Annotated in this window: 27 protein-coding genes, 1 other RNA gene and 1 pseudogene; 12 read left to right on the plus strand and 17 right to left on the minus strand. The window is 72.3% G+C overall.

The features are described from left to right. The first annotated feature begins 91 nt into the window (after positions 1 to 91). A complete protein-coding gene (locus tag ENC19_RS23775; RefSeq protein WP_164449287.1) occupies positions 92 to 1,861 on the plus strand; it encodes an NAD+ synthase in 1,770 nt (589 codons plus the stop codon). A gap of 112 nt (positions 1,862 to 1,973) precedes the next feature. Beyond that, entirely contained in the window at positions 1,974 to 2,819 is an 846-nt protein-coding gene (panB, locus tag ENC19_RS23780; protein ID WP_164449365.1) for a 3-methyl-2-oxobutanoate hydroxymethyltransferase, read from the plus strand. Positions 2,820 to 2,856: 37 nt separating this feature from the next. On the opposite strand, the gene ENC19_RS31115 is transcribed toward panB, so the two are convergent. The 3 genes from ENC19_RS31115 to ENC19_RS23790 form a co-directional block, all read right to left on the minus strand. After that, positions 2,857 to 2,982 carry a hypothetical protein gene (locus ENC19_RS31115; RefSeq protein WP_268968086.1) on the minus strand — a complete coding sequence of 42 codons (126 nt, stop codon included), beginning with the start codon at positions 2,980 to 2,982 and terminating at the stop codon, positions 2,857 to 2,859. Between the two features lie 66 nt (positions 2,983 to 3,048). Next, positions 3,049 to 3,459 carry a VOC family protein gene (locus ENC19_RS23785; protein ID WP_164449288.1) on the minus strand — a complete coding sequence of 137 codons (411 nt, stop codon included), beginning with the start codon at positions 3,457 to 3,459 and terminating at the stop codon, positions 3,049 to 3,051. 125 nt (positions 3,460 to 3,584) lie between these two features. After that, the gene (locus tag ENC19_RS23790; protein ID WP_164449289.1) at positions 3,585 to 3,977 is read right to left on the minus strand and encodes a DUF222 domain-containing protein; all 393 of its coding nucleotides are present in this window, start codon (positions 3,975 to 3,977) and stop codon (positions 3,585 to 3,587) included. 92 nt (positions 3,978 to 4,069) lie between these two features. Here ENC19_RS23790 and ENC19_RS23795 point away from each other — a divergent pair, with 92 nt between their 5' ends. Together ENC19_RS23795 and ENC19_RS23800 are read left to right on the plus strand one after the other, a co-directional pair. Continuing rightward, on the plus strand, positions 4,070 to 4,834 hold the full coding sequence (locus ENC19_RS23795) for a hypothetical protein (protein ID WP_164449290.1): 765 nt from the start codon (positions 4,070 to 4,072) through the stop codon (positions 4,832 to 4,834). A gap of 40 nt (positions 4,835 to 4,874) precedes the next feature. Next, positions 4,875 to 5,387: a hypothetical protein gene (locus tag ENC19_RS23800; protein ID WP_164449291.1), complete on the plus strand. Its 513-nt coding sequence runs from the start codon at positions 4,875 to 4,877 to the stop codon at positions 5,385 to 5,387. Positions 5,388 to 5,532: 145 nt separating this feature from the next. Here the strand turns inward: ENC19_RS23800 and npdG are convergent, their stop codons facing one another. From npdG to ENC19_RS23820, 4 genes are all read right to left on the minus strand, one after another. Then, on the minus strand, positions 5,533 to 6,231 hold the full coding sequence (npdG, locus tag ENC19_RS23805) for an NADPH-dependent F420 reductase (protein ID WP_164449292.1): 699 nt from the start codon (positions 6,229 to 6,231) through the stop codon (positions 5,533 to 5,535). A 142-nt stretch (positions 6,232 to 6,373) separates the two neighbouring features. Further along, the gene (locus ENC19_RS23810; protein ID WP_164449293.1) at positions 6,374 to 7,801 is read right to left on the minus strand and encodes an RNB domain-containing ribonuclease; all 1,428 of its coding nucleotides are present in this window, start codon (positions 7,799 to 7,801) and stop codon (positions 6,374 to 6,376) included. A 162-nt stretch (positions 7,802 to 7,963) separates the two neighbouring features. Then, positions 7,964 to 8,323, minus strand: coding sequence for a histone H1-like repetitive region-containing protein (locus tag ENC19_RS23815; protein WP_208021002.1), 360 nt, complete (start codon positions 8,321 to 8,323; stop codon positions 7,964 to 7,966). A 649-nt stretch (positions 8,324 to 8,972) separates the two neighbouring features. Then, the gene (locus ENC19_RS23820; RefSeq protein ID WP_093401270.1) at positions 8,973 to 9,173 is read right to left on the minus strand and encodes a hypothetical protein; all 201 of its coding nucleotides are present in this window, start codon (positions 9,171 to 9,173) and stop codon (positions 8,973 to 8,975) included. A 164-nt stretch (positions 9,174 to 9,337) separates the two neighbouring features. On the opposite strand from ENC19_RS23820, the gene ENC19_RS23825 reads away from it, so the two are divergent. The 4 genes from ENC19_RS23825 to ENC19_RS23840 all read left to right on the plus strand — a co-directional run bounded on the left by ENC19_RS23825 (position 9,338) and on the right by ENC19_RS23840 (position 11,734). Continuing rightward, on the plus strand, positions 9,338 to 9,847 hold the full coding sequence (locus ENC19_RS23825) for an NUDIX hydrolase (RefSeq protein WP_164449294.1): 510 nt from the start codon (positions 9,338 to 9,340) through the stop codon (positions 9,845 to 9,847). Further along, positions 9,828 to 10,634, plus strand: coding sequence for a nucleotidyltransferase domain-containing protein (locus ENC19_RS23830; RefSeq protein WP_164449295.1), 807 nt, complete (start codon positions 9,828 to 9,830; stop codon positions 10,632 to 10,634). Before ENC19_RS23825 ends, ENC19_RS23830 begins: the two co-directional genes overlap by 20 nt. Positions 10,635 to 10,895: 261 nt before the next feature. Beyond that, positions 10,896 to 11,267, plus strand: a complete 372-nt coding sequence (locus ENC19_RS23835; protein ID WP_164449296.1) for a hypothetical protein — start codon at positions 10,896 to 10,898, stop codon at positions 11,265 to 11,267. Continuing rightward, positions 11,264 to 11,734: a roadblock/LC7 domain-containing protein gene (locus tag ENC19_RS23840; RefSeq protein ID WP_164449297.1), complete on the plus strand. Its 471-nt coding sequence runs from the start codon at positions 11,264 to 11,266 to the stop codon at positions 11,732 to 11,734. Before ENC19_RS23835 ends, ENC19_RS23840 begins: the two co-directional genes overlap by 4 nt. Before the next feature lie 25 nt (positions 11,735 to 11,759). On the opposite strand, the gene ENC19_RS23845 is transcribed toward ENC19_RS23840, so the two are convergent. Together ENC19_RS23845 and ENC19_RS23850 are read right to left on the minus strand one after the other, a co-directional pair. Beyond that, positions 11,760 to 12,281 (minus strand): DinB family protein, encoded by a 522-nt coding sequence (locus ENC19_RS23845; protein ID WP_164449298.1) that lies wholly within the window; start codon positions 12,279 to 12,281, stop codon positions 11,760 to 11,762. 79 nt (positions 12,282 to 12,360) lie between these two features. Next, positions 12,361 to 12,951, minus strand: coding sequence for a hypothetical protein (locus ENC19_RS23850; RefSeq protein ID WP_164449299.1), 591 nt, complete (start codon positions 12,949 to 12,951; stop codon positions 12,361 to 12,363). Between the two features lie 73 nt (positions 12,952 to 13,024). Between ENC19_RS23850 and ENC19_RS23855 the strand changes: the two genes are divergently transcribed. After that, on the plus strand, positions 13,025 to 13,468 hold the full coding sequence (locus tag ENC19_RS23855; RefSeq protein ID WP_164449300.1) for a hypothetical protein: 444 nt from the start codon (positions 13,025 to 13,027) through the stop codon (positions 13,466 to 13,468). A 27-nt stretch (positions 13,469 to 13,495) separates the two neighbouring features. Here ENC19_RS23855 and rnpB read toward each other — a convergent pair. Next, positions 13,496 to 13,905, minus strand: an RNA gene (gene rnpB, locus ENC19_RS23860) — RNase P RNA component class A. A gap of 212 nt (positions 13,906 to 14,117) precedes the next feature. On the opposite strand from rnpB, the gene ENC19_RS23865 reads away from it, so the two are divergent. Further along, a complete protein-coding gene (locus ENC19_RS23865) occupies positions 14,118 to 14,624 on the plus strand; it encodes a DinB family protein (protein ID WP_166459065.1) in 507 nt (168 codons plus the stop codon). A gap of 47 nt (positions 14,625 to 14,671) precedes the next feature. After that, on the plus strand, positions 14,672 to 15,433 hold the full coding sequence (locus ENC19_RS23870; RefSeq protein WP_164449302.1) for a sulfite exporter TauE/SafE family protein: 762 nt from the start codon (positions 14,672 to 14,674) through the stop codon (positions 15,431 to 15,433). Positions 15,434 to 15,534: 101 nt separating this feature from the next. Here ENC19_RS23870 and ENC19_RS23875 read toward each other — a convergent pair whose 3' ends face one another. The 5 genes and pseudogenes from ENC19_RS23875 to ENC19_RS23895 all read right to left on the minus strand — a co-directional run bounded on the left by ENC19_RS23875 (position 15,535) and on the right by ENC19_RS23895 (position 20,387). Continuing rightward, positions 15,535 to 16,743, minus strand: a complete 1,209-nt coding sequence (locus tag ENC19_RS23875; RefSeq protein WP_164449303.1) for a bifunctional RNase H/acid phosphatase — start codon at positions 16,741 to 16,743, stop codon at positions 15,535 to 15,537. A gap of 3 nt (positions 16,744 to 16,746) precedes the next feature. Further along, complete coding sequence (locus ENC19_RS23880; RefSeq protein ID WP_164449304.1) at positions 16,747 to 17,484, minus strand: zinc ribbon domain-containing protein; 738 nt, start codon at positions 17,482 to 17,484, stop codon at positions 16,747 to 16,749. Continuing rightward, positions 17,474 to 18,339 (minus strand): annotated as a pseudogene (locus ENC19_RS23885) (Nif3-like dinuclear metal center hexameric protein). Before ENC19_RS23885 ends, ENC19_RS23880 begins: the two are co-directional and overlap by 11 nt. A 232-nt stretch (positions 18,340 to 18,571) precedes the next feature. Continuing rightward, positions 18,572 to 19,144 (minus strand): flavoprotein, encoded by a 573-nt coding sequence (locus ENC19_RS23890; protein WP_164449305.1) that lies wholly within the window; start codon positions 19,142 to 19,144, stop codon positions 18,572 to 18,574. Positions 19,145 to 19,157: 13 nt separating this feature from the next. Further along, positions 19,158 to 20,387 (minus strand): helix-turn-helix domain-containing protein, encoded by a 1,230-nt coding sequence (locus tag ENC19_RS23895; protein WP_164449306.1) that lies wholly within the window; start codon positions 20,385 to 20,387, stop codon positions 19,158 to 19,160. A gap of 250 nt (positions 20,388 to 20,637) precedes the next feature. Here ENC19_RS23895 and ENC19_RS23900 point away from each other — a divergent pair, with 250 nt between their 5' ends. Further along, positions 20,638 to 21,309, plus strand: coding sequence for a bifunctional DNA primase/polymerase (locus ENC19_RS23900; protein WP_164449367.1), 672 nt, complete (start codon positions 20,638 to 20,640; stop codon positions 21,307 to 21,309). Positions 21,310 to 21,723: 414 nt separating this feature from the next. Here ENC19_RS23900 and ENC19_RS23905 read toward each other — a convergent pair whose 3' ends face one another. Next, complete coding sequence (locus ENC19_RS23905; protein WP_164449368.1) at positions 21,724 to 22,446, minus strand: FAD:protein FMN transferase; 723 nt, start codon at positions 22,444 to 22,446, stop codon at positions 21,724 to 21,726. Positions 22,447 to 22,493: 47 nt separating this feature from the next. Continuing rightward, positions 22,494 to 23,102 carry an FMN-binding protein gene (locus tag ENC19_RS23910; RefSeq protein WP_164449307.1) on the minus strand — a complete coding sequence of 203 codons (609 nt, stop codon included), beginning with the start codon at positions 23,100 to 23,102 and terminating at the stop codon, positions 22,494 to 22,496. Positions 23,103 to 23,104 lie beyond the last annotated feature (2 nt).

Below are 23,104 nucleotides of genomic sequence, written 5' to 3' on the forward strand. Positions count from 1 at the left end.
GCGTCCCGTCCCGTCCCGACCGGCGGTCCGGCCCGGTCGTACTGCCCCACGCCGACGTGTCGAGCCCATGGCGCTGGGGCAAGATGAGGACATGCCCACCCTGCGTCTCGCCCTGTGCCAGGTCAACCCCAGTGTCGGTGACCTCACCGGCAACGCCGGTCTCGTCCGCGCCTGGACCCGCCGGGCCGCCGCCTCCGGTGCCCAACTGGTCCTGTTCCCGGAGATGATGCTGACCGGTTACCCGGTGGAGGATCTGGTCTTCCGGCGGTCCTTCGTGGCCGCCTCCCAGGCGGCACTCACCCGGCTCGCCGCCGATCTGGCCGCCGACGGCCTCGGTGACCTGCCGGTCGTGGTGGGCTACCTGGACGCTGACGGGCCGCCGCAGGTCAGCGCGGAAGCCGAGCCGGGCCGGGGAGCGCGCAACGCCGCCGCGCTGCTGCATCGCGGCGAGGTGGTCGCCACCTACTTCAAGCACCATCTGCCCAACTACGGCGTCTTCGACGAGGACCGCTACTTCGTGCCCGGCGACATGCTCACCGTGGTCCGGCTGGGCGGGGTGGACGTGGCACTGACCATCTGCGAGGACCTGTGGCAGGCCGGGGGGCCGTTCGCCGCCGCCCGGCGGGCCGGGGTCGGGCTGGTGGTCAACATCAACGGCTCGCCGTACGAGCTGAACAAGGACGACCTGCGGCTTCCGGTGGTGCGCCGGCGGGCCGCCGAGGCCGGCGCCACCATCGCGTACGTCAACATGATCGGTGGTCAGGACGAGCTGGTCTTCGAGGGCGACTCGATGATCGTCGCGCCGGACGGGACGGTGCTGACCCGGGCGCCGCAGTTCGTCACCCACCTGCTCGTGCACGACGTCGACCTGCCCGCCGCCACCGACGGCACCGATGCCGCTGACGACGGCGACCGGTTGGCCGACGGGCTGCGGGTGGTGCGGCGTACGGTCAAGGGGATTCCGCCCTCGCCGACGGGCCCGGCGGCGACCGGCGGCCTCATCGAGCCGGTGGCCGACGAGGCCGAGGTGTGGCAGGCACTGGTGCTCGGCCTGCGGGACTACGTCGAGAAGAACCGCTTCCCCTCGGTGGTGCTCGGCCTCTCCGGCGGCATCGACTCGGCGGTGGTGGCGGCCATCGCGGTGGACGCCCTCGGCGGCGACCGGGTGGTCGGGGTCTCCATGCCCAGCCAGCACTCCTCGGAGCACAGCCGCTCCGACGCGGCCGACCTGGCCAAGCGGACCGGCCTGGACTACCGGGTGGAACCGATCCAGCCGATGGTGGACACCTTCCTGGCGAACATGTCGCTGTCCGGGGTCGCGGTGGAGAACCTCCAGGCCCGGGTACGCGGCGTCATCCTGATGGCGTTGTCGAACCAGGAGGGCCACCTGGTGCTGACCACCGGCAACAAGAGCGAGCTGGCGGTGGGCTACTCGACGCTGTACGGCGACTCGGTCGGCGGCTTCAACCCGGTCAAGGACGTGTGGAAGACCCTGGTGTGGCGGCTGGCCAAGTGGCGCAACACCGAGGCGACCCGACTGGGCCTGACGCCGCCGATCCCGGAGAACTCGATCGGCAAGCCACCGAGCGCCGAGCTGAGCCCGGGCCAGCTCGACAGCGACTCGCTGCCCGACTACGACGTGCTCGACCCGATCCTGATCGGCTACATCGACGGTGACCTGGGCCGGGAAGGTCTGATCGCCGACGGTCACGACCCGGCCGTGGTGGACAAGGTGCTGCGGTTGGTGGATACCGCCGAGTACAAGCGCCGCCAGTCCGCGCCGGGTACGAAGATCTCCATGAAGGCGTTCGGACGGGACCGGCGGCTACCCATCACCAACCGGTGGCGCGAGAACGGCTGACCGGCTCAGCCGGAGTGACATCCTCCACTGCGCCCTGCCGCCGACCGCCCGCACGGTGGGACGATCGCGGCAGAACCCGGGGACCGCGCACGCGGCCTCGAGGAAGGAGAACATCGTGGAATCCACTCCGGCCGAGGTGACCGCCCTCTACGGCGGCCCGGCCACCCGTCGGGTGCGCACCCGTGACCTGCTCGCCGCCAAGGAGCGCGGCGAGAAATGGTCGATGCTCACCTCGTACGACCAGTACACGGCCTCGATCTTCGACGCCGCCGGGATCCCGGTGCTGCTGGTGGGCGACTCGGCGGCGAACAACGTGTTCGGCTACGAGACGACCCTGCCGGTGACCGCCGAGGAGCTGCTGCCGCTGGTACGCGCGGTCGTCCGGGCCACCCGGCAGACCCTGGTCGTCGGTGACCTGCCCTTCGGCTCGTACGAGGAGGGGCCGACCCAGGCGCTGCGTACCGCCGTCCGGTTCATGAAGGAGGGCGGCTGTCACGCGGTGAAGCTGGAGGGCGGCCGGCGCTGCGCGGCGCAGATCGAGGCGATCGTCGGTGCCGGCATCCCGGTGATGGCGCACATCGGCTTCACCCCGCAGCGGGAGCACACCATCGGCGGATACCGGGTGCAGGGCCGGGGCGAGACCGCCGACGAGGTACTGGCCGACGCGCGGGCGGTCGCCGCGGCGGGCGCCTTCGCGGTGGTGCTCGAAATGGTGCCCGGCGATGTCGCCAAGCGGGTGACCGCCGAACTGCCGATCCCCACGGTGGGCATCGGCGCCGGCCCGGACACCGACGCCCAGGTACTGGTCTGGCAGGACATGGCGGGCCTGCGCGCCGGCAAGGCGCCACGCTTCGTGAAGCGCTACGCCGCCCTGGCCGACACGCTCGACGAGGCCACCCGCCGCTTCGCCGACGAGGTCCGCTCCGGCCAGTTCCCCGCCGCCGAACACACCTTCTGACCGTCCACGGGTCTGTGGCGGGACCCGGCCCCGACCATCAACTCGCCCGGGCGACCGTCAGGGTCGCCCGGGCGACCGTCAGGGTCGCCCGGGTGACCGTCAGGGTCGCCCGGGTGACGATGGGTGGCCAGCCAGGGGCGACGATCGGGGCAGCTCTGGCCACCGCCTGTCGGTAGCGGCCGGGGCTGCCATCGCCGTGCCACGCCCGTCCCCACCGCTGCCGACGGGATCACTGCGACTGCACGACGTTCACCATCCACGGAACACCGAACCTGTCGACACACATGCCGTACAGATCCCCCCACATCTGCTTCTCGAACGGCACCCTGACGGTGCCGCCGTCGGACAACCTCTCCCACGCCTCTGCGAGGCCCTCCTCCGGGTCGCCACTGAGACTGCACGTCATGGTGCTGCCGGGCTGGTACGGCATGCCGGGTGCGGTGTCGGCCGCCATCAAGGTGTAGCCCCGGTCGGTGTTGAGCAACGCGTGCATCACCTTGTCGGCGACCGCCGGGTCGGACGTGCCGAATTCGCCAAAAGTGCTGATCCGCAGCTGCCCGCCGAACACCGACTGGTAGAACTCCATGGCTTGGCGGGCATCGCCGTCGAAGGTGAGGTAAGGGTTGAGTCGAGTGGTCATGGCAGGACTCTCCTTGGCGCGGTGACCTGTTCACCGTCGGACGCTAGCCTCGGCCACCGCCACGGCGGCAGCTTTCCACCGACCCGCACCCCATCGGTGCTCCAGGATCGTCCGTCGGCTGCCGGTCATCGACAAGCGTCGCAGCCTCGAACCGTGGCCGCGACATCGGCGATGACCCGGACCTGCTCCAGATCGACCCGGCCTGCGGCGAGTGCGGCGGTCACCTCGTCGGGCTCGCGGTCGAGCGCCTCAGCGAGGTCGACCAACCGGCGGGCCGCCGGCACGCCGAGCCGGAGCCGGTCGCGGAGCCAGACGGCGGTGGACGACGCGCCCTGCGCCACCGCCACGCCACGGCCGTCCAGCTCACGCACCAGCGTCAGCTTCATCGCGGCGAGCCGCTGCTCCAGCCGGTGTGCAGCTTCGAGAGCATCGATCAGCTCGCTCTCCGGCATGGCCCAGACAGCGGTGTGGACACAGGAACGCGTCGCCACCTCTGCCCGCGCCAACTCCTCCAACACGCCACCGACGATAGAACGTACGTACGACAGTTCCGGCCGATCTCCACGGTGGTCATCGGTAGCGACTGGACGCGCGCTGCGACGATGCGATCATGATCGATGACGTCCCGGCCGATCGGCGCCGGCACTGGTGGACGGTGTTGCGGCTCGGCGTCGTCGCCTTGTGGCTGGTCGCGGCCGGAACGGCGTGGTGGACGGCGCCTCGGCAGCAGAGCTACGACCAGGCGGAAGCGGACCTGGCTGCCGGCCGGGTGGTGGCCCACCAGTGGGGCGACCGGTGGGACGCCGACCGGCGAACCCCGTGGTTCGGCACCGCCGATCTGGAGTCCTCCGGCCGTCTCGGTCCCCTGTTTGCCTGGCGTACGCCCGACGGTCGGGTCTGGTGGACCGACACGACCTACTTCGATCAGGTCACGATCATCGGCACCGCGCACGAGATGTCCTACGACGGGCCGGGCGCGGTTGCCTTCGCAGAGCAGTTGCAGGCCGCGGGGCTGGCGGCGGGTCGCAGCGGCGTTCTCCAGCCGATCGGGCAGGTCGTCGCTGGCACGGGCTTCGCCGCCGCCGTGGTCGTCATCGGTGTCCTGCTGGCCGGTCCCGCGCCGGTGCTGGGTACGCGATGGTTCTGGTTCTGGCTGATCTGCCTCGTACCGTTCGGGCTCGGGATCCTGTGGTGGTTGGCCCGGGAGCGCCCCTGGGCGCACGCGGACTCTCCGCCCACCGGCCCACGCCAGCACCGCCACGGTGCCCTCGGCTTCGCCGTCGGCCTCCTCGCCGCGCTCCTGAACAGCATGCTCCTGCTGGCGCTCGGCCAGCTTCTCGGCGACTGGTGGGTGCCGCGCCTGGACGCCGGATAGGGCGAGCGAGATTTCCCGAAAGCCGCTACGGTTCTCGCCCGTGAATAGGATTCGTGCTTCTTTCTCTGTCCTGGCCTGCGCCTCGCTGCTGGCGTTGGCCGCCTGCGGTGGCGACGACGCTGCCCCGACGGCCGGAACTTCGCCGTCGGCCACCGTGCCGTCGGCCACCGCCACCACCACCTCGCCCACCCCGGCACCGCCCACCGCCGACGCGGCGGACGTGGTGAGCGACAAGCAGCTCTGCGAGTCGGCGAAGCAGGCCAGCGACAAGATGCGGGAGGATCTCGTCGCCGCCGTCAGCTCCGGTAGCGAGCCGTCGCCGGCACTGTTCCAGAAGATCCTGTCCGGGTTGCAGAACGAGGTGACCCGGGTGGCCGCCACCGGCGCCAGCGACAGCAAGGTGGTTGCCGCATTGGAGGAGTTCGGCGCGGAGGCCGGCAAGGCCGCCAACGCCACGGACCCGGCGACGGCCGCGGACAACCCGGCCTTCGAGAAGGCTGGCGCTTCCCTCAGCAAGGCCTGCAAGTCGGCCGGCGTCACCGTCACCTTCTGACCGCCGGACGCCTGACCTGAGAATCCGGATCCGTGGCAGCCGTGGTAGCGGACACGCCGACCGGCTGACGCTTTCCCTGCCACGGATCCGGCTGCTCCTGGGACGAACCGCCAAGCGGCGTTGCGTCGGCGGCGACGAGCGGGGATCAGAGGTCGGTGACGCGGACGCCCGCGTGCGCCTTGTAGCGCTTGTTGATGGCGATCAGGTTGGCGGTGAACGCCTCGATCTGGTGCGCGTTGCGTAGCCGCCCGGCGTAGATGCCACGCATGCCGGGGATGTGGGCGGCGAGCGCGCCGACGATGCCGACCAGTTCCCGCTCCTCGGTGCAGATCAGCACGTCCAGCTCGATCCGGTCGATCTCGGGATCGGCCAGCAGCGGGGCGCTGACGTGGTTGAAGGCGGCGCAGACCCGGGAGTCGGGCAGCAGCGCGGCGGCCTGCTGAACGGCGCTGCCCTCGGGCACCGGCAGCGCGTACGGGCCCTGCTTGTCGAAGCCGAGCGGGTTGACGCAGTCCACGACGATCTTGCCAGCGAGCGGTTCGGCCAGCGCGCCGATGGTGGCGGCGTGCCCGTCCCAGGGCACCGCGATGATCACCACGTCACTGCGCCGGGCCACCTCGTCGTTGTCGGCACCGGTGACACCGCCGCCGGCCGGCACGCCGGGCAGCGCGGCGATCTCGGCGGCCGACTCGGCCGCCCGCTGCGCGGAACGGGAACCGATCAGCACCGTCAGGCCCGCCCGGGCGAACCGGTAGGCGAGCCCACGGCCCTGGTCGCCGGTGCCACCGATGATGCCGATGGTGAGCCCGGAAACGTCGGGCAGGGTGCTCGGGTCGTATGCCATGGTCGTCATCCTCGCAAATCAGCCCGGGCAGCAGCAGCGAGCGGGGCTGTGAGAATGCCCGCTGCGAAGGTCGCCATCCATCACACCGGCAGCGAGAAACGGGACGCCGGACCGGCAGCGAGGTCGGGCGCGACCGGGCCGGTCAGGCGAGTTCGAAGGCTACCGAGCGGGTGGCCGGATCGGCGGCGACCAGCCGGACCCGGACCCGGGTGCCCAGTGGCAGCTCACCGAGGCAGCGGGCGCGTACCGGCGGGTCGTCCAGGGCTACCGTGCCGCCGGGCGGACGAGTGCGGGTCTTGCCGTTCGACGGTGCGTCGACGTCGACCACGGCGGCGTCGAAGGTCTCGCCGACCCGGTGGGCCAGCAGCACCGCCTCGGCCAGGTCGATCGCGCCCCGGCTCGCCGCGGACGCGGCGCGGTCCGTGGCCGCCATCACCGCCGGCAGCCGGGGCAGCGCCGCGCGGGCCCAGTCGGGCACCGCACGGCCGTCGTGCAACGCCAGGCAGACCTCCGTGGCGTACCGGTCGGCGAGTCGTCGCAGCGGCGCCGTGACATGGGCGTACGCGGCCGCGACCCCGCCGTGCGCCGGTTGCTCCGGCGGCTCGCCGTCGAACGAGGTGTACGCGGCCGACCGCATCAACTCCGCCGCCTGGTCGATGAACGCGGCGGCCCGAGGCTGGCCCGGATCCAACCGGAGCAGCAGTTCACCCACGCCCACGTCGTCCGGCCAGTGCACGCCCAGCGGGGCGGCGGCCGCCCGCAGTCGCTGCACCGCCTCCGGCTTCGGCGCGGGCATCGTCCGCAGCAGGCCGATCCCACCGGCCAGCATCAGGTCGGCGGCGACCATCCCGGTGAGCAGGGAAATCTGCGCGTTGTGCTCCTCCATCGGCACCGGTGCCCGCAGGACCAGCCGCCAACCGTCGCCGTCGGCCTCCACGTCCTGTTCGGGTATCGGCAGGTTGACCGCGCCCCGACGCAACCCTCGGGCGGTGAGCAGCGCACCGATCTCGGGCAGCAGGGCGATCGGCTCGGGCAGCCGGCCCGCTTCGGCGTCGGCCTGCACCTGCGGGTAGGCCAGTTGGGCCCGGCTGCGGACCAGGGCACGCTGCACCACCACCGCGCTGGTGCCACCGTCGGCGTCCAGGTCGATGGTCCACAGCACGGCCGCCCGGTCGACGTCCGGCAGCAGGCTCGCCGCGCCTTCGCCGAGGGAGCGCGGGTGCAGCGGCACGTTGCCGTCCGGCAGGTAGACCGTCTGCCCTCGGCGCCAGGTCTCGTCCTCCAGCGCACCGCCCGGGCGTACGTGGGCGGCGACGTCGGCTATCGCGTACCGCACCCGGTAGCCGCCGGCGCGACGGCTGAGGTGCATCGCCTGGTCCAGGTCCCGCGAGCCGGGCGGGTCGACCGTGACCAGCGGGATGTCCGTGTGGTCGACGGCCGGCGCGGGCGGTGCCGCGGCTGCCTCGTCGGCCTCCCGCTGCGCCACCTCCGGGTAGGTCTCGGGCAGACCCAGTTCTCGGCGCAGCGCCCCGAAGTCGATGCGTGGTGCCAGCACACGTCGGATGACCATGCGCCCATCCTGACAGCGCCGGGCGCGCCGCGCCCTCCGCCGTGCGACGGGTCGTCGGCGTACGCCGGGTCAGCCGGCCGTCCTGCGCCCGGTGCCGGACATCGCGCGCCCGACGTTGCGGGCGGCGACCGTTGACGCGGGCGCTCTCCGCGCCGCAGGGCCCTACTTCGCCGCAGCAGCCTTCTTCGCGGGAGCCCTGTTCGCCGTCGTCTTCGCCGCGGGGGCCCGCTTCGCCGCCGTCTTCGACGCGGGAGCCTTCTTCGCGGACGCTTTCTTCGCAGGGGCCTTCTTGGCCGTCGTCTTCGACGCGGGAGCCTTCTTCGCGGCCGTCTTCTTCGCGGGAGCCCGCGACGCGGCCGTCTTCTTCGCCGCCGTCGCCCGGGTCGCCACCGTCGTACTCTTTCGGGCGGGCGCCTTCTTGGCCGCCACCGTCTTCGCGGGGGCCTTCCTCGCCGGGGCTTTCTTCGCCGCCGCCTTCCGCGCCGCGGTCGACGTACCCGTGCGCGCCGCCGCCTTCTTCACCGCCGACGTCGCGGTCTTCGCGGGTGCCTTCCGCGCGGCCGACGTGCTCCGGGTACCCGTCGTCTTCTTCGCGGGTGCGGTCTTCTTCGCGGGCGCCTTCGCCGCCGTGCCCCGCGCGGACGTCGCCTTCTTCGCGGGCGCCGTCTTGCGGGCCGGGCCGCCTTCTTCGCGGGCGCCTTCGCCGCCGTGCCCCGCGCGGACGCCGCCTTCTTCGCGGTGGCCCGCTGTGCCGTGGTCGTGGTCTTGCGTGGACCGGTCCGGGTCGACGCCGAGGTGGTCCGCGCGGCGGGCGCCTTCGTCGGCGCGGTCTTGGCCGACACCGTCTTCTTCGCGGGTGCCGTCTTCCTGGCCGCGGCGGTCTTCCGCGCCAAGGTGGCCGCCCTGGTCTCGGGGTCGCGCTCTTCGCCGCCGACCCGGCGCCGCCGGTCGCCTTACGAGCGGCCGGCGCGGTCCCGGACGCGCGGCGGGTCGACGGGGTACGGGCGACGCCGGCGGTGCGTTCCGTCGCGGCGGTCTTCCTCGCGGGCGTACGCTTCGCGGCCGGGCGGGTGGCCTGTTGCGCTTCGGCCATCTCGGTTCCCTTCATGGGGACGTGCTGCCGCCCTCGCGACGCACGCAGTGCCTCGGCGCGGGAGGCATCCCGCGCCGTCTACCTGTCCTCCCCGGTCCAGCGGGCGTCCTCGGCCTCCCACGCCTCGTTGCGTTCCCGCACCTGTTGCAGGGCGTTCTCCGCGTCGGCGGCCGAGTCGTACGGGCCGAGAACGTGCCGCGCCGGGCACACGTCGGCACCGGACTCGACCCGGTGGTGTCGCGTACACCAGTAGTAACGTCCACGTCCGCTGTCACTCATGGCATCACTGTGCACCGGGAAACGACCGGCCGCCACCGGAACACGGCAAGTCACCAGGCCCTTCCACAGTAGACGTGGTCCCTGGCCTGCGGGCCTGAACTGCGAAAATCGACGTCGCCGGCCCGGGTCCGGGCCCGGATCAGCGGGTTGGCTAAGGTCACCGGATGGGCGTACCGGACTACATCCTGCGGATGCGCAAACACGTCGGCCACGACCTACTCTGGCTACCCAGCGTAAGCGCGATCGTCCGCAACGACGCGGGTGAGCTACTGCTCGCCCAACGGGCCGACGACGGTCGCTGGTCGGTGGTCAGCGGCTTCGTCGAGCCGGGTGAACAGCCGGCCACCGCCGTCGTGCGTGAGGTGCTTGAGGAAACCGGCCTGGCGGTGGAACCGCTGCGGCTCAGCAGCGCCGTGTCGCACCCGCACACCTACCCGAACGGCGACCGCTGCGAGTACCTCAACCTCGGTTTCCACTGCCGGCTGCTGGGTGGCGAGGCACGGGTCAACGACGACGAGTCGTTGGACGTCCGGTGGTTCCCGCCGGGACGGCTGCCGGACCTCGACGAGCACGCCCGGCTGGTCATCCGCCACGCCCTCGGCGGGGAGACCTCGGCGTTCTTCCTGCCCGCCGGCACCCAGTGGGGCGAGCCCGGTGAGCTGGAGTACGCCTGAACCGCTACGGCGGTACCTGAGCGACCTGGTCGCGGTCGCCGACGAGGTGCTCGGCACCGAGCTGTGCGGTGCGTACGCGGCGGGCTCGGTGGGGCTGGCCGCGTACCAACCTGGACGCAGCGACGTGGACGTGGCGCTGGTCTGCGCCGGTCCGCTGGACCACGGTGTCGCCGAGGAGTTGGTGCCCCGGCTGCGGCACGAGGCCCTGCCCTGTCCGGCGCGCGGCCTGGAGCTGGTCGTGTACCGACAGGCGGTGGCCCGGTCCGGCAGCCCCGAGCCGGGTTTCGAGGTCGAGCTGAACACCGGCGCCCGGATGGACTTCCGGGTGTCGTACGGCCCGGCGCAGCGCCCGAGCGCGGACGGTCTGTTCTGGTACGGCCTGGACCGCAGCATCCTGCACCAGAGCGGACGGGTCCTGCTCGGTCCGCCCGCCGCCGACGCCATCGCCGACCTGGCCCCCGACGACCTGCGCCGACTGGTCCTGGACGCGCTGCGCTGGTGGTTGGCGCGACCGGTGCCCGCGGGAGAGGTGCCGGCACCCGGAGCGGAGGACGCCGTGCTCGGCGCCTGCCGTTCCTGGGTACGCCTGCGCACCGGGGTGTGGCTGCCCAAGGTGGCCGCCGGCCGGCGGCTGTTGGACGAGGCCGGACCGCTCGTCGACGCCGACACCGCCGACCTGGTCCAGCGGTCGGTGGCCGCCCGCGACGGCGGTGTGCCACCGACCGGGGCGGCCGCCCGCGCCTTCCAGCGACGCGTGCTCGCCGACCTTGCCGCCGCACCGGCCTGATCTCGCCGAGCGTGCCGCCCGGTTCGACCGGACGGCGTCGACGACGCACGCAGCCAAATAGCAGAAGGGTTCGGTGACCCGGCATCAGCCGCTGCGGCGGTTGTGGGCCGCCCCGGTGGTCACCCACCGTGGTCCGCTCAGCCTGTTCGCGCTGTACAAGATGCGAATAGGAGGTCGCGTGTGCGAGTCTCATCCGAGTTTTCTTCACCCGGCACGATCCGGTACCGGGGCGCAGTTGCCTAGCAGAACCTGGAGAGGCACGTGGCAAACCTCGACACCGCCCTTAAGGACGCCATGACGATCGACGGCGCCATCGGCGCCGCGCTCGTCGACTACACGAGCGGGATGACCCTCGGCGTCGCCGGTGGCACCCCGGAGATCGACCTGACCGTCGCCGCCGCCGGCAACACCGACGTGGTACGCGCCAAGATGCGCACCATCGAGATGCTCAAGCTGAACGACGACATCGAGGACATGCTCATCACCCTCGGCAGCCAGTACCACATCATCCGGCCGCTCGCCGGTCCCAACGGCAAGGGGCTGTTCCTCTACCTGATGCTCAGCAAGACCCGGTCCAACCTGGCGCTCGCCCGGCACCAACTGCGCACCATCGAGGAGCAGCTGGAACTGTGAGCACCGGCGACACCTTCCTCCCCCGCCGAACCGCGCAGCAGCCGAAGCTCCCACCGCCGGTCAAGCTCCCCCCGTCGCTGGCCGGTGACCCGTCGCTGCCGTACCCGTCGATCGGTACCGAGCTGCACGAACTGCGCCTTCAGATCCCCGGGGTGCAGGGCAGTGTCCTCGGCGGGGTCGACGGCCTGCTCATCACCCACGACGTGCCCGACACCCTGGACCCGGACGACCTGGCCGCGATGGCGGCGGCGACCTTCGGCCTCGGCCGCCAGGTCAGCCTCCGCCTCGGTCAGGGCGAATTCCGCCAGTCCACCGTCCGCAACGAGGCCGGCTACTTCTCCGTGTACGCCGTCGGCCCGCACGCGCTGCTGTCGGTGGTCGGCGCCGACGCGATAAACGTCGCTCGACTGCACCTGCACGCCCCACCGGTCGCCGAGCGCCTCGCGAAACTGCTCACCCCCGCCTGATCCGCCGGTCGGGGGCGCACCACGGTCAGATGGCGCCGGTCGAGCCGTCGGTCAGCTCACGGAGAATGTCGGCATGGCCGACGTGCCGGGCCGTCTCCTCGATCAGGTGCACCAGGATCCAGCGCACCGAAACCTCCCCGAGTTGCGGGTGGGGCACCACGTGGTCGAGGTCGAACCGGGCCGCCACCTCCCGCGACCGGGCGCACTCCGCCTCGTACGCCGCCGACAACCGCTCGACGGTGTCGTCCTCGGCCAACGTGAAGCTGGCCGTCGCGTCCTCCTCCGAGGTGAGATAGACGTCTCCCGGGCCGGGCGCGAGCAGGCACTGGAACCAGTTCCGCTCCACCACGGTCAGGTGCTTGACCAGGCCGGCGAGGGTGGTCGCCGACGGCACCAGCCGGCGGGCAGCCTCGACGTCGGAGATCCCCCGCAGCTTGCGCAGCAACATGGCGCGATGAAAGTCGAGAAACGAGTCGAGCACGGCGCGTTCGTCTGCCGTGGTCGACATCATCGCTACGGCCACGGGGTCGGGGCGGCTCTCCACCATCCTCGGACACTATCGGCGATCGACCCACCCCGCTGCCCCGCGAACCGTCGCCAGCGCCCGGGCGGAAATCCCGCTCCAGCTACCCGCCACGCTCCGCCGTCTCACGGAACTGCGCGCACGGCTGCTCGGTCCGCACCTGCCAGACGCTTCCCACCAGGGCGACCGGGTAGTCGATCTCTCTGACCTGGCGGTCGCTGGTCTCGACCGAGAACCGCATCGGCAACATCTCGCTCTCGAACGCGGTCGCACAGTCGAGGCGCAGCCTGACGTCGAGCAGACCGGTATGGCCGGGACTCAGCGAGCGGAAGGCGCCAGCGTCCTGGACCACGGCACCCGGTGCCTGCCCAATCGCCGCACGAACCGTGACCGACGCCTGGCCAGCGTTCGTCACTGCCAGTTGCCCGTCCAGCTGGAGAACGCCCGGAACGTCCGAACCTCCGCCGGCAATGGACACGGGGACGGCCACGAGTGCGACCGAAGCGTTGCGCTCCCGTTCCTCCCGCGAATCCCGCAGCTCGTTCACGCCAAGGCCGCCAAGCACCCCGCCGACGACGAACGCGGCGACGAGCCGGACAGTCGTCTTCCGGCTGGCCAGGAGGCGGTCGGGGACCGGGGCGCCGGCCGGTCGGTCATGCTCATCCAGGTCGATCACTTCACGCCGCGTCGACATGCTGCCAGCCTAGGGCGTACCCCGACAGCGAGGTGCCGTGCGTGCCGCGCGCGGCCGTGGGTACTGACCGGCTATGGCACGCGATCACAGGTCGGTAGACGACGAGCACTCCCGCCCAGAGAGGGTCGACGACACCACCGTCGAAGCGCTCGGCGAGCTGAGCAAGGCCCTGGAAACCATCCATCGCGTACGGGGGCACCTCTACTCAGCCCATCAGTTGGTGGGTGGTGCGGACCTGACGCTTGATCGGGTGATCGAACTGCTGCGGCAGGCGGGACACGACGAGGTGGCCAACCGCGTCGAGCGGGAGTTGCTGGGCCGCAACGTCCTACCGGGCCGCTGGACGTTCCAGATCATGGAGGAGTTCGACGATGGGTACTACGCCACGTTCCAGGAGGTCGAGCGGTACGCGCGGGAGACCTTGGCCGATGGTCGGCGGCACCTCTACGAGGCGGAGATGAAGCAACGTCGGCGTACCCCTGGGATGCCGGGGCATGAGGCTACGCCGCAGGAGTGACCGACAGCTCGTAGGCACCGGTGGCGACGGACGAGTCGACCTGTACGCCGGATTCTGTGCGCGACACGCACCGGGGTGCGTGCCGGCGGCGGCCATCCATCTCGGCCTGCCGTTGCCGACAGGCTCGTGCGGCCTACCCGCAGACATCGGGCGGGCCGCCCTCAAGCGTCTGCGCGGGCGTCATCCTGCGATGACAACCCTTTCTTGGCCTTGCTCCGGGTGGGGTTTACCGAGCCACCCCGGTCACCCGGGGTGCTGGTGGGCTCTTACCCCACCGTTTCACCCTTACCGTCCCCGTTGGGGCCGGCGGTCTGTTTTCTGTGGCACTGTCCCGCGGGTCACCCCGGGTTGCCGTTAGCAACCACCCTGCCCTGTGGAGTCCGGACGTTCCTCGGCGGCGGGCCGGAACCCGCCGACGCGACCGCCCGGTCGACTCGTCCGTCGCGTACCCATCCTAACGACACCCGGTCCGCGCCTATTGCCGCACCGGGCCCGGACGGGCGGTGATCCGTGGCAGTGAAGGTGGTGCCTGGTCGGCGTGTCGTGCGCCTTCGCTGCCACGGATCACGCACACCGCACGGGAGCTCGTCAGAGGCCGTGGGCCGGGGCGACTGTGTGGGAGCGGCGTACGCATAATGGCGCGGTGACGATGCCGCCGTTTCCCGAACCGACGGTGCCGGCCGACGGGCGGGCCGAGGTGTTCCTGCGCTACCTCGACTATTTTCGGGACAGCGTGGTGGAGAAGGTGGCCGGGCTGGCCGAGGAGGAACGGCGGAATAGCCGGCTGCCGTCCGGCTGGACCCCGTTGGAGTTGCTCAAGCACCTGCGCCACGTGGAACTCCGCTGGATCGAGTGGGGATTTGAGGGCCGCGACGTCGCGGACCCGTGGGGCGATCAGCGGGACGGTCGGTGGTACGTGGCGCCGGAGGAGAGCTTCGCGGAGCTGACGGCCACTTTGCGGGCTCAGGGCGCGCACACCCGGGCGGTGGTCGAGGGCACCGATCTGGCTGCGCGCGGTGCGCCGGGGCCACGGTGGGAGGGCGCGGACCCGGCGTCGCTGGAGCGGGTGTTGTTCCACCTGGTGCAGGAGTACGCCCGTCATCTCGGGCACCTCGACATCGTGGCCGAGCTGGCCGGTGGCCCGGTCGGCGAGTAGCCGGGGAGGGCGACCGGCACGCGTTCCGGACCGCTAGCCTGCGGATCATGGAACTCGCCGAAGCCGCCTTGCTGGTCGCCGCCGGTCTCGCCGCGGGCACGGTCAACGCGGTGGCCGGCGGTGGTTCGCTGATCACGTTTCCGGCGTTGCTCGCGATCGGCCTGCCGCCGATCTCGGCGAACGTCACGAACTCCCTGTCGGTCGCTCCCGGGTACCTCGCGGCGGTGGCGGGCAGCCGGGTGGATCTGCCTCGGTCGCGGCTGCTTGCCGCGTTGCTGCCCACCGCCGTGGTCGGTGCGTTGGCCGGTGCCGGGCTGCTGCTGGTCACCCCCGCGCGGGCGTTCGAGCTGGTCGTACCCTTCCTGGTGCTGGGGGCGACCGCGCTGCTGGCGTTCCAGGATCCGCTGCGCCGGCTGGTCGGCCACCCGCGTGACCTGGCGCCGCGCCGCCGGGCCGTGACCGTTCAGGTGGTGGTGGCGGTGGCGGCGGTGTACGGCGGCTACTTCGGTGCCGCCGTCGGGGTGATGCTCGTCGCCGGGCTGGCCCTGGTCCTGGACGCGACGCTGGCCCGGGTGAGCGCGATCAAGAATCTGCTCTCCGCCGTGATCGGCCTGACCACCGTGGTCGTCTTCGCCATCGCCGGCCCGGTGAACTGGGCCGGCGTCGCGGTGGTCGCTCCCGCCACGCTCGTCGGCGGTTACGCCGGCGCTCGCCTGGTCCGCCGGCTCCCCTCGGTGATCCTGAAGACCGTCATCGTCGTCTTCGGCACCGTGATCGGCACCTATCTCCTCTGGCGCGCCCTGTCCTGAGCCCGCGATCTTGCACTTCCCGACCCCGCGAATCGGGCATCAGTTACCTTTCGGCGACCAAAGGTGCAAGATCGGCGAGGCGAGGGCGACGGGGAGGCGGGTCAGAGGGAAGAGAGGTGGGCGGTTTCGTTGACGGAGCGGACCGCGACGCCGCCGTCGGGCCAGCGGTCCAGCACCGACACACCGGCCGCGTCGAGGTAGAGGCGGTGCAGGAAGGAGTCGGTGGCGGCGAGCGCGTCGCGCAGCATCAGCTTGATCGGCGAGACGTGCGAGACCACCACGACGGTCTGCCCCGGGTACGCGTCGAGCAGCCGACGCACCACCCGGGCGCACCGTTCGGCGACCGCGGCGAAGGACTCGCCGTCCGGCGGAGCCACCCGGGTGGAGGCGAGCCAGGCGTCGAGTTCACCGGTCCAGCCCTCGCGTACCTCGGCGAAGGTGCGCCCCTCCCAGGCACCGAAGTCGCATTCGATGAGTTCGTCGTCGCGGCGTACCGGCAGGTCGCCGAGGGCGGTGGCGATCGCTTCGGCGGTCGCCACGCAGCGGGACAGCGGTGAGCTGACCACTGCCACGGCGTCCGGCGCGAGCGCGGCCAGCCGCGCGGCGGTGGCCCGCACCTGGGCCTGCCCCTTGCCGCTGAGCGGGATGTCGCCGCGACCGGAGTAGCGGCCCTGCTCGGTGTACTCGGTCTCGCCGTGCCGCACCAGGATGAGCCGGGTGGCGGTGAAGCTTGGCCGGGGCTCCCAGGACACCGGTGCGCTGGTCAGGTCGGCGCCCGGTGACTCGGCCCGGGCGGCGACCTCGGCGGCACCGCCACCGGCGGGCTCCGGGCCGCCGAGGCGGCGCGGCGGCTCGACCAGGCGGGGTGGCTCGACGGTCGGCGTGGCGACGCCGGAGGCGGCCGCGGCGTCCATCGCGGCGTTGGCGAGGGCGTCGGCGTGGGTGTTGCGTTCCCGGGGGATCCAGCTGAACCGTACGGCGGTGAAGCCGCCGACCAGTTGGGCGGCCTCGGCGGCCAGCGGGCGCAGGCCCGGGTGCTTGATCTGCCAGCGGCCGCACATCTGCTCGACCACCAGCTTCGAGTCCATCCGGACCTCGACCTCGTCGGCACCGAGCTCGGCGGCGGCGGCAAGGCCGGCGATCAGTCCCCGGTACTCGGCGACGTTGTTGGTGGCGGTGCCGATCGCCTCGCTCCGCTCGGCCAGCACCTCGCCGGTGGCGGCGTCGCGCAGCACCGCGCCGTATCCGGCCGGTCCGGGGTTGCCCCGGGATCCACCGTCGGCCTCCACGAGCACCGTCCGGGGGGCCACCGGCTACAGCCCGGACTCGTTGGTGCGGACCATGATCCGGCGACATTCCTCGCAGCGGACCACGTCGTCGGGGTCGGTCTTGCGGATGCGGGCCAGGTCGGCACCGGAAAGCTCGATCCGGCATCCGCCGCAGCGGCCGGCGGTCAGCAGCGCCGCACCGAGTCCGGTGTCGGTGCGGATCCGGTCGTAGAGCTGCACCAGATCGGCGGGCAGGTCGTTGGCGAGGGGCTGCCGAGCGGAGCGCTTGAACTCCTCCTCGCGACCGATCTCGGCGAGGCTGTCGTCGCGCCGCTGCTCGGTGGCGGCCCGCCGTTCCCGCACCTCGGCCAGCCGCTGCTCCACGCCGTCCAGCACCGACTGGGCGGTCTCCCGCTGCTCCATCAGCTCCAGCTCGGCGTCCTCCAGGTCGCTCTGCCGGCGGTTGAGGGAGGCCAGCTCGTGCTGGAGCGCCTCCAGTTCACGGGCCGGGCCGGTGCCGGCGGCCAGCCGGTCCTCGTCCTTGGTCTTGCGCGCCCGGACCTGATCGACGTCCTTCTCCAGCCGGGCGATGTCGCGGTCCAGGTCGTCGACCGCCACCTGGGCGCGGACCCGCTCGTCCTCCAGGGCGGACAACTCCCGGGCGAGGGCTTCCAGCTCGGCCCGTTCGGGCAACGACCGACGCCGGTGGGCGAGCTGTGCGAGGGCGGTGTCGATCGCCTGGAGATCGAGCAGGCGGCGCTGGACCTGGGGGTCAGCCTTCACGGTCGGGCTCCTTGTCGTCCGCTGCGGGTTCGTCCGGCGTGCGTTCGTCGGGGTGCGGTGCGGCGGCGTGCACGGTCCACGGGTCGGTGTCCAGGTCGGACACCAGGGTGTCGACGCCGGGCGCGGTCCGCAGCAGCGCCGCGAGGTCGTCCAGCCACGGCCGTTCGGTGGCCCAGTGGGTGGCGTCGAGCAACGCCGGCCCCCCGGTGGCGAGGTGTTCGCCGGCCGGGTGGTGGCGCAGATCCGAGGTGAGGTAGGCGTCCACCCCGGCCGCGGTGGCGTCGGCCAGGAAACTGTCCCCGGCGCCACCGCAGACCGCCAGGGTACGCACCGTGCGGTCCGGATCGCCCGCGGCGCGCACCCCGGCGGCGGTGGCCGGCAGTACGGTGGCGGCCCGGCGGGCCAGTGCGGCCAGGGTCAGCGGCTGCGGCAGCCGGCCGATCCGGCCGGCGCCCCGCCCCTCCCCTCGGCGGGCGTGCCCGGGCGGGCGGGTCGCAGCGGGCCCAGGTCGAGCAGGCCGAGGCGGGCGGCGAGGGCGTCGGACACGCCCGGGGCGGCCACGTCGGCGTTGGTGTGCGCGACGTACAGCGCGACATCGGCCTTGATCAGCTGGTGGACGATGCGGCCCTTGTAGGTCGTCGGCGCCACCGACGACACCCCGCGCAACAGCAGTGGATGATGCGAGATGATCATGTCGACGCCCGCGTCGAGCGCCTCCGCGACCGTCTCGGGGACCACGTCCACGACGCAGAGGATCCGGCGTACCGGGGCGGACGGTTCACCGAGCACCAGGCCGACCCGGTCCCACTCCTCGGCCCAGGCCGGCGGGTAGTGCCGCGCCACCTCGGCCACCACGTCGGCGACGGTCGGTACGGCTGCGGTTGTGCTCACGGCCGGTGAGCTTACCGGCGTCAGCACTTCTACCGGACGTCACCCGGCCACACCACGCCTCGGTCCGGGCCGCGTCGACACCGCTGACCCGGCCACGGGCGAACGCCCGGGCCGGGTCGTGGATGCTCCGGCGGCCGGTCCCGGTTGTCGCGCGGGGCCAGGTCCGGACCGGAGCTCGTCAACTGTGGGCTGCCGCTCAACCGGTCCGGCAGAGATGGTCACGCACGGCGGTCAGCGGCAGCGCCCAGGGGAAGGTGTGCTGGTGCCGCTCACCCGTGCCCGGCGGATGCAGCGGGTAGACGTCGTCGCCGAAGAGCACGCTCACTCCCCACTCGGAGAGCCGGGCGAGGCCGGCCCGGAAGGCCGGATGGGCGGCCATCGCCGCGTTCGTGTACGGCACGGCCACCAGCGGTATCCCCCGACCCTGGGCCTCCACCAGCAGCCCCAGGGCGAGGGTGTCGGCGATGCCGGCCACCCATTTGTTCACGGTGTTGACCGTGGCCGGGCAGACGATCATTGCATCGGCGGTGGGCAGCACGTCGGGGTCGCCCGGGTTCTTGTAGTGGGTGCGTACCGGGTGGCCGGTCTGACGGGCCAGTGCGGTGCGATCGACGAACTTGGCGCCGTCGGGCGTGGTGATCACGCAGACGTCCCAGCCGTCCTGCTGGGCCAGGTCGACGAGCCGGCCCACGTCTCGGGCCAGCGGCGAGCCACAGGCGATGATGTAGAGCACCTGGCGGTGCCCGTCGTGGCGGTGCGAACCGGTCATGCCGGCTCCGAGGTCATACTCCTACTCCCATGTGCTCAGCCAACTCCGCGATCGGAGAAGGCGGCGCACCACGTGTGCGACGAAGCACGTCCGACATCACCTCGTGGGCGATCGGGCGGCAGCGGATCTCGGACGGCGCCAGGCGGTCACCGCGCAGCAGCATCTCCCCGGCATTTGCGACATCGCCGATCAGGGCGTAGCCCCGGGCCAGGTCCAGCAGGTGGTGCGCCCGGCGTTCGGGCAGCATCGCGTCGAACGGCGCCGGCTGGATCCGCTGGCGGTGCACCTCGACGGCCCGCCCGCCGTCGCCGAGTTCGACGGCGGCCGCCGCCCGGTGCAGTTCCACGTTCGTCGGCCCGAACGAGGTCCAGTAGTGGTTCTGGTCGCCGCCCAGCTCGATCGCGGCCGCGTGCGCCCCGTCGAGCAGGTCCTCCACGGTGGCGGTGTCGCCGATGCGGGAGGCGGCCATCGCGCCCTGCAGCAGCAGCATCCCGTAGACGGACAGGCGTTCGGGACGGCTGTCGTTGCCGCCGCCCGGAGCGAGCTGGTTGGCGATCCGCACGTTCAGCTCCAGCGCCGGCCGGGGCCGACCCATCGCCACCAACGCGTTGCAGACCCGGGTGGTGGCGACCCCGGCGAGCAGTGGGTCGTCGGCGCGTTGCGCGACGGCGATGGAACGGTCGGCGGCGAGCCAGGCGAGGTCGCACTCGCCGAGCTTGCGCAGCACCGAGGAGGCGAGCTGGTAAACCTGCCCGAGCAGGTGGGCGGCGCGCTGGGCCTGGTCACCGCCGTACACGGCGTCGGCCGCCTGGGCGTCGCGGAGCAGCTTCGGCAGGGCCCGGGTGAGCATCCCGTAGCGGCCGTACTGGTAGGTCAGCCAGGCGTGGGTGACCGCCTTGCTCATGTCGGCCAGTGGCGGCGGGCTCGGTGCGGCGTCGAAGTACGCGCTTATCGAGTCGTACCGCTCCAGGGCGGCCCGGATCTCCTCGACCTCGAACTGTTCGATGCAGTTGAGCGCGTCGGTGCGCCGCTCCGGGTCCTTGCCGAGCAGCAGTTGCACGTCCATCTGGAGGATGTCGGCGATCTCGTAGAGCACGGAGAACTTGTCCAGTCGCCGGACGCCCCGCTCGATCTTGTCGACCCAGCTCTTCGACTTGCCCAACCGGTCGGCGAACACCTGCTGCGACATCTTGCGCCGGCCGCGCCAGTAGGCCACCCGCCGCCCGATGGGTAGCTCGTCCATCTCCCCAGTCCTCCCCTTGCTGGAGCCCTGGCCGGGGGCCGGGGGCCGTTCAGTGGGCGCGGCGATCCGTCCGTATCTCAGGTTTCCGCTGGTCGCACAGGAGGTGCGTCAGCCGTCCGGCCGAACCTCGTACTTTTCGTGCAAGTTGCATCGGCCACTTTGTCAAACAGAACGACGACGGGCTGCGGCAGTGACGGGTCTCGACGTACGAGCTGACGCCGGCCGGGCGCGGCGAGGGGAGATGACACCAATGTGGGGGAATGTCGGACCGCACGTGGCGCGTCTGTCGCCGTTGGAACGGGTACGACTGCGCCGGGTCGCCGTGCGCTACGCCCTGCACGGGTGGGCGGTGACCCCGGGTGCCTGCCTGGCGCGGAGCCGCTTCGTCTGCGGCCGGGCCGGCTGCCCGACGGTCGGCTGCCACCCCGCCCTGGAGGACTGGGAGCACGCGGCCAGCACCGATCCGGCGCGGGTGGCCACCTGGTGGCGGTCCCGGCCGCACGGCCTGCTGCTGCCCACCGGCCGCTCCTTCGACGTGCTGGAGATCCCCGCCCACCTGGGTCGGCTGGTCCTGGACGCGGTGCGCGTGCACCCGGTCGGCCCGGGGGTACGCGGACCGGTGCTGGTCACCCCGACCGGACGGTGGATGTTCCTGGTCCGCCCCGGCGACCCGTTGCGGCCGGAACTGGAGCACTGCTTCGACGTGGTCCTGCACGGTCGCGGCTCCTGGGTCGCGGCGCCACCGACCCGGCTGCCCGAGGGACAGGTCCGCTGGGCGGTCGCACCGGAGCAGGCCCGGTGGCAGCTACCGGATGCCTACCTGGTGCAGAACACAGTTGTCGAGGCGCTGCGTTCCACCGGCGCGACGCTCACCTCGGCCCTGGTCCCCGGCCAGCTGCCGCTGCCCCGCCGGGGCCGCTGAGGCGGATGACCCACGGTCCGACGCGCCGGCAGCGAGACCCGGACGGACCGGCGCTCGTTGCACCCTTCGACGGCGCGTCCGCGCCGGGAGCGGGGATGCGATGTCCACCGGCGACACCAGGCACCACCTGGGCGGAGCAGAGCCGCCCCGGCGACACCGGCCCGGCCACCGCTGGGGGCCACGCGTCCCCGGGCGCCCGACCCGGCCGTCCGCGACCGACCGGGTCCCGCCCGGCCATCATCCACCGCCCGGCCCGCTGGCCCTGACCCGAAGCCAGGTCCCGGCCACACCTCGCCCGACCAGGTCGACCCGCGCGGCCCGCCTCCGTGGCCGTCGAGATGGTCTCCGACCGGCGTGTCGACTGCCGTGACTGTCACGGACACCCGGCTGCCGCACGGCTGGGGGTCGGTCCGGCTAGTCGGTGAGCGGCAGGTTTGTGGAGTGCAGGCACCGGGCGTCGTCGGTGACCACCGCGTGCTGGTAGCCGGGCAGCCGATCCAGCCAGCCGATCCCGGCCACGCCCATGGCCACGGCCGCGGTGGCGTACGCGTCGGCCAGCCCGAGGTCGTGCCCGACCACCGTCACCGACCGCAGGCCCCGGGCGGGGGTGCCACGGCGCGGATCCCGCACGTGGTGGCCGCGTTCGTAGACACCCGACGTGGCGACCGCGAGGTCCGTCCCGCTGAGCACCAGACAGACCGCCGACGGGTTCCAGGGATGCCGCACACCGATCCGCCACGGCAGCCCGGTCGACGAATGCCCCCGCACCCGGACGTCACCACCGGCGTTGAGGCAGTGGTTGTCGGCACCGGCCGCACGCAACCGATCCGAGGCCACCTGGACCGCCCAACCCTTGACGTACCCGGACGGGTCCAGCCCGCCGGTGGCGTACGCGTCGAAGAAGCCGTCGGTGGCGTCCCACAGGTCGGCGCAGCGTTCCATCACCCGGCGCAGGTCGGCGGACGCCTCGGAGAGCAGCAGCTCGCCCCGGTCGAAGCGGCACACCTCGCTGTCCGGCTGATACGTGCTGAACCTCGCGTCCACCTCCCGTAGCCAGGCGAACACCTCGTCGGCCAACGTGGCCAGCTCGGTCGCGGGCCGATCGTCGGCGATGTCCAGACTGACCGGCGTACCCATGACGTGTTCGACGCGGCGCAGTCCGGGCCGGATCGAACTCGCGGCGCTCATCGCGCCCGGTCGATGGCAGCCTGCAACGACCGTTGGTAGGACTCGCTGGTCGCGGTCGCCCCGGAGACGGTGTCCAGGTCGGCGCTCTGCCGCTGCACCACGAGTCCCGCGGTGCCGCTGTACCGATCGTCCACCTGGCTGCTGCGTTGGTCGGACTGGGCGGTGCGCTCCGGTAGTTCGAGCGCCTCCGCGTCCACGATCCGGGCGCCGTCCAGCGAGATCGCCACCTGCACGTTGCCGAACTCGTTGCTGACCACGGGCCCGACGACACGACGGACCGCGGGTTGCGGGGCGGCGGTGCTGGGTCGTGCCGCCGGTGGCTTCTTCGTGGCGTCGCTCGACGGGCCGGCACGGCCGGCAGATGGGCTCGCCGTTTTCCGGCCGGGCTCTGCCGACCTGCTGGTACGCGGTCGCGGACTCGCGGTGGCGGTCGCCTCGGCTGGTTCGGCGGTCGGCTCGGCTGCCGTCGTCGACTCCCCGGCGCCGGATGTCGCCGGCGCGGGTACCTGCTGGGCCACCGTGCTGGTGTCCGGTGCCGCCTTGAGCACCACCAGAGCGGTGGTGCTGGCCGCCAGGCCGCTGATTGCGAACAGCGCACGACGCATGC

Origin of the sequence: Verrucosispora sioxanthis, from assembly GCF_010560025.1 — a bacterium.
Lineage (GTDB): Bacteria > Actinomycetota > Actinomycetes > Mycobacteriales > Micromonosporaceae > Micromonospora > Micromonospora palythoicola.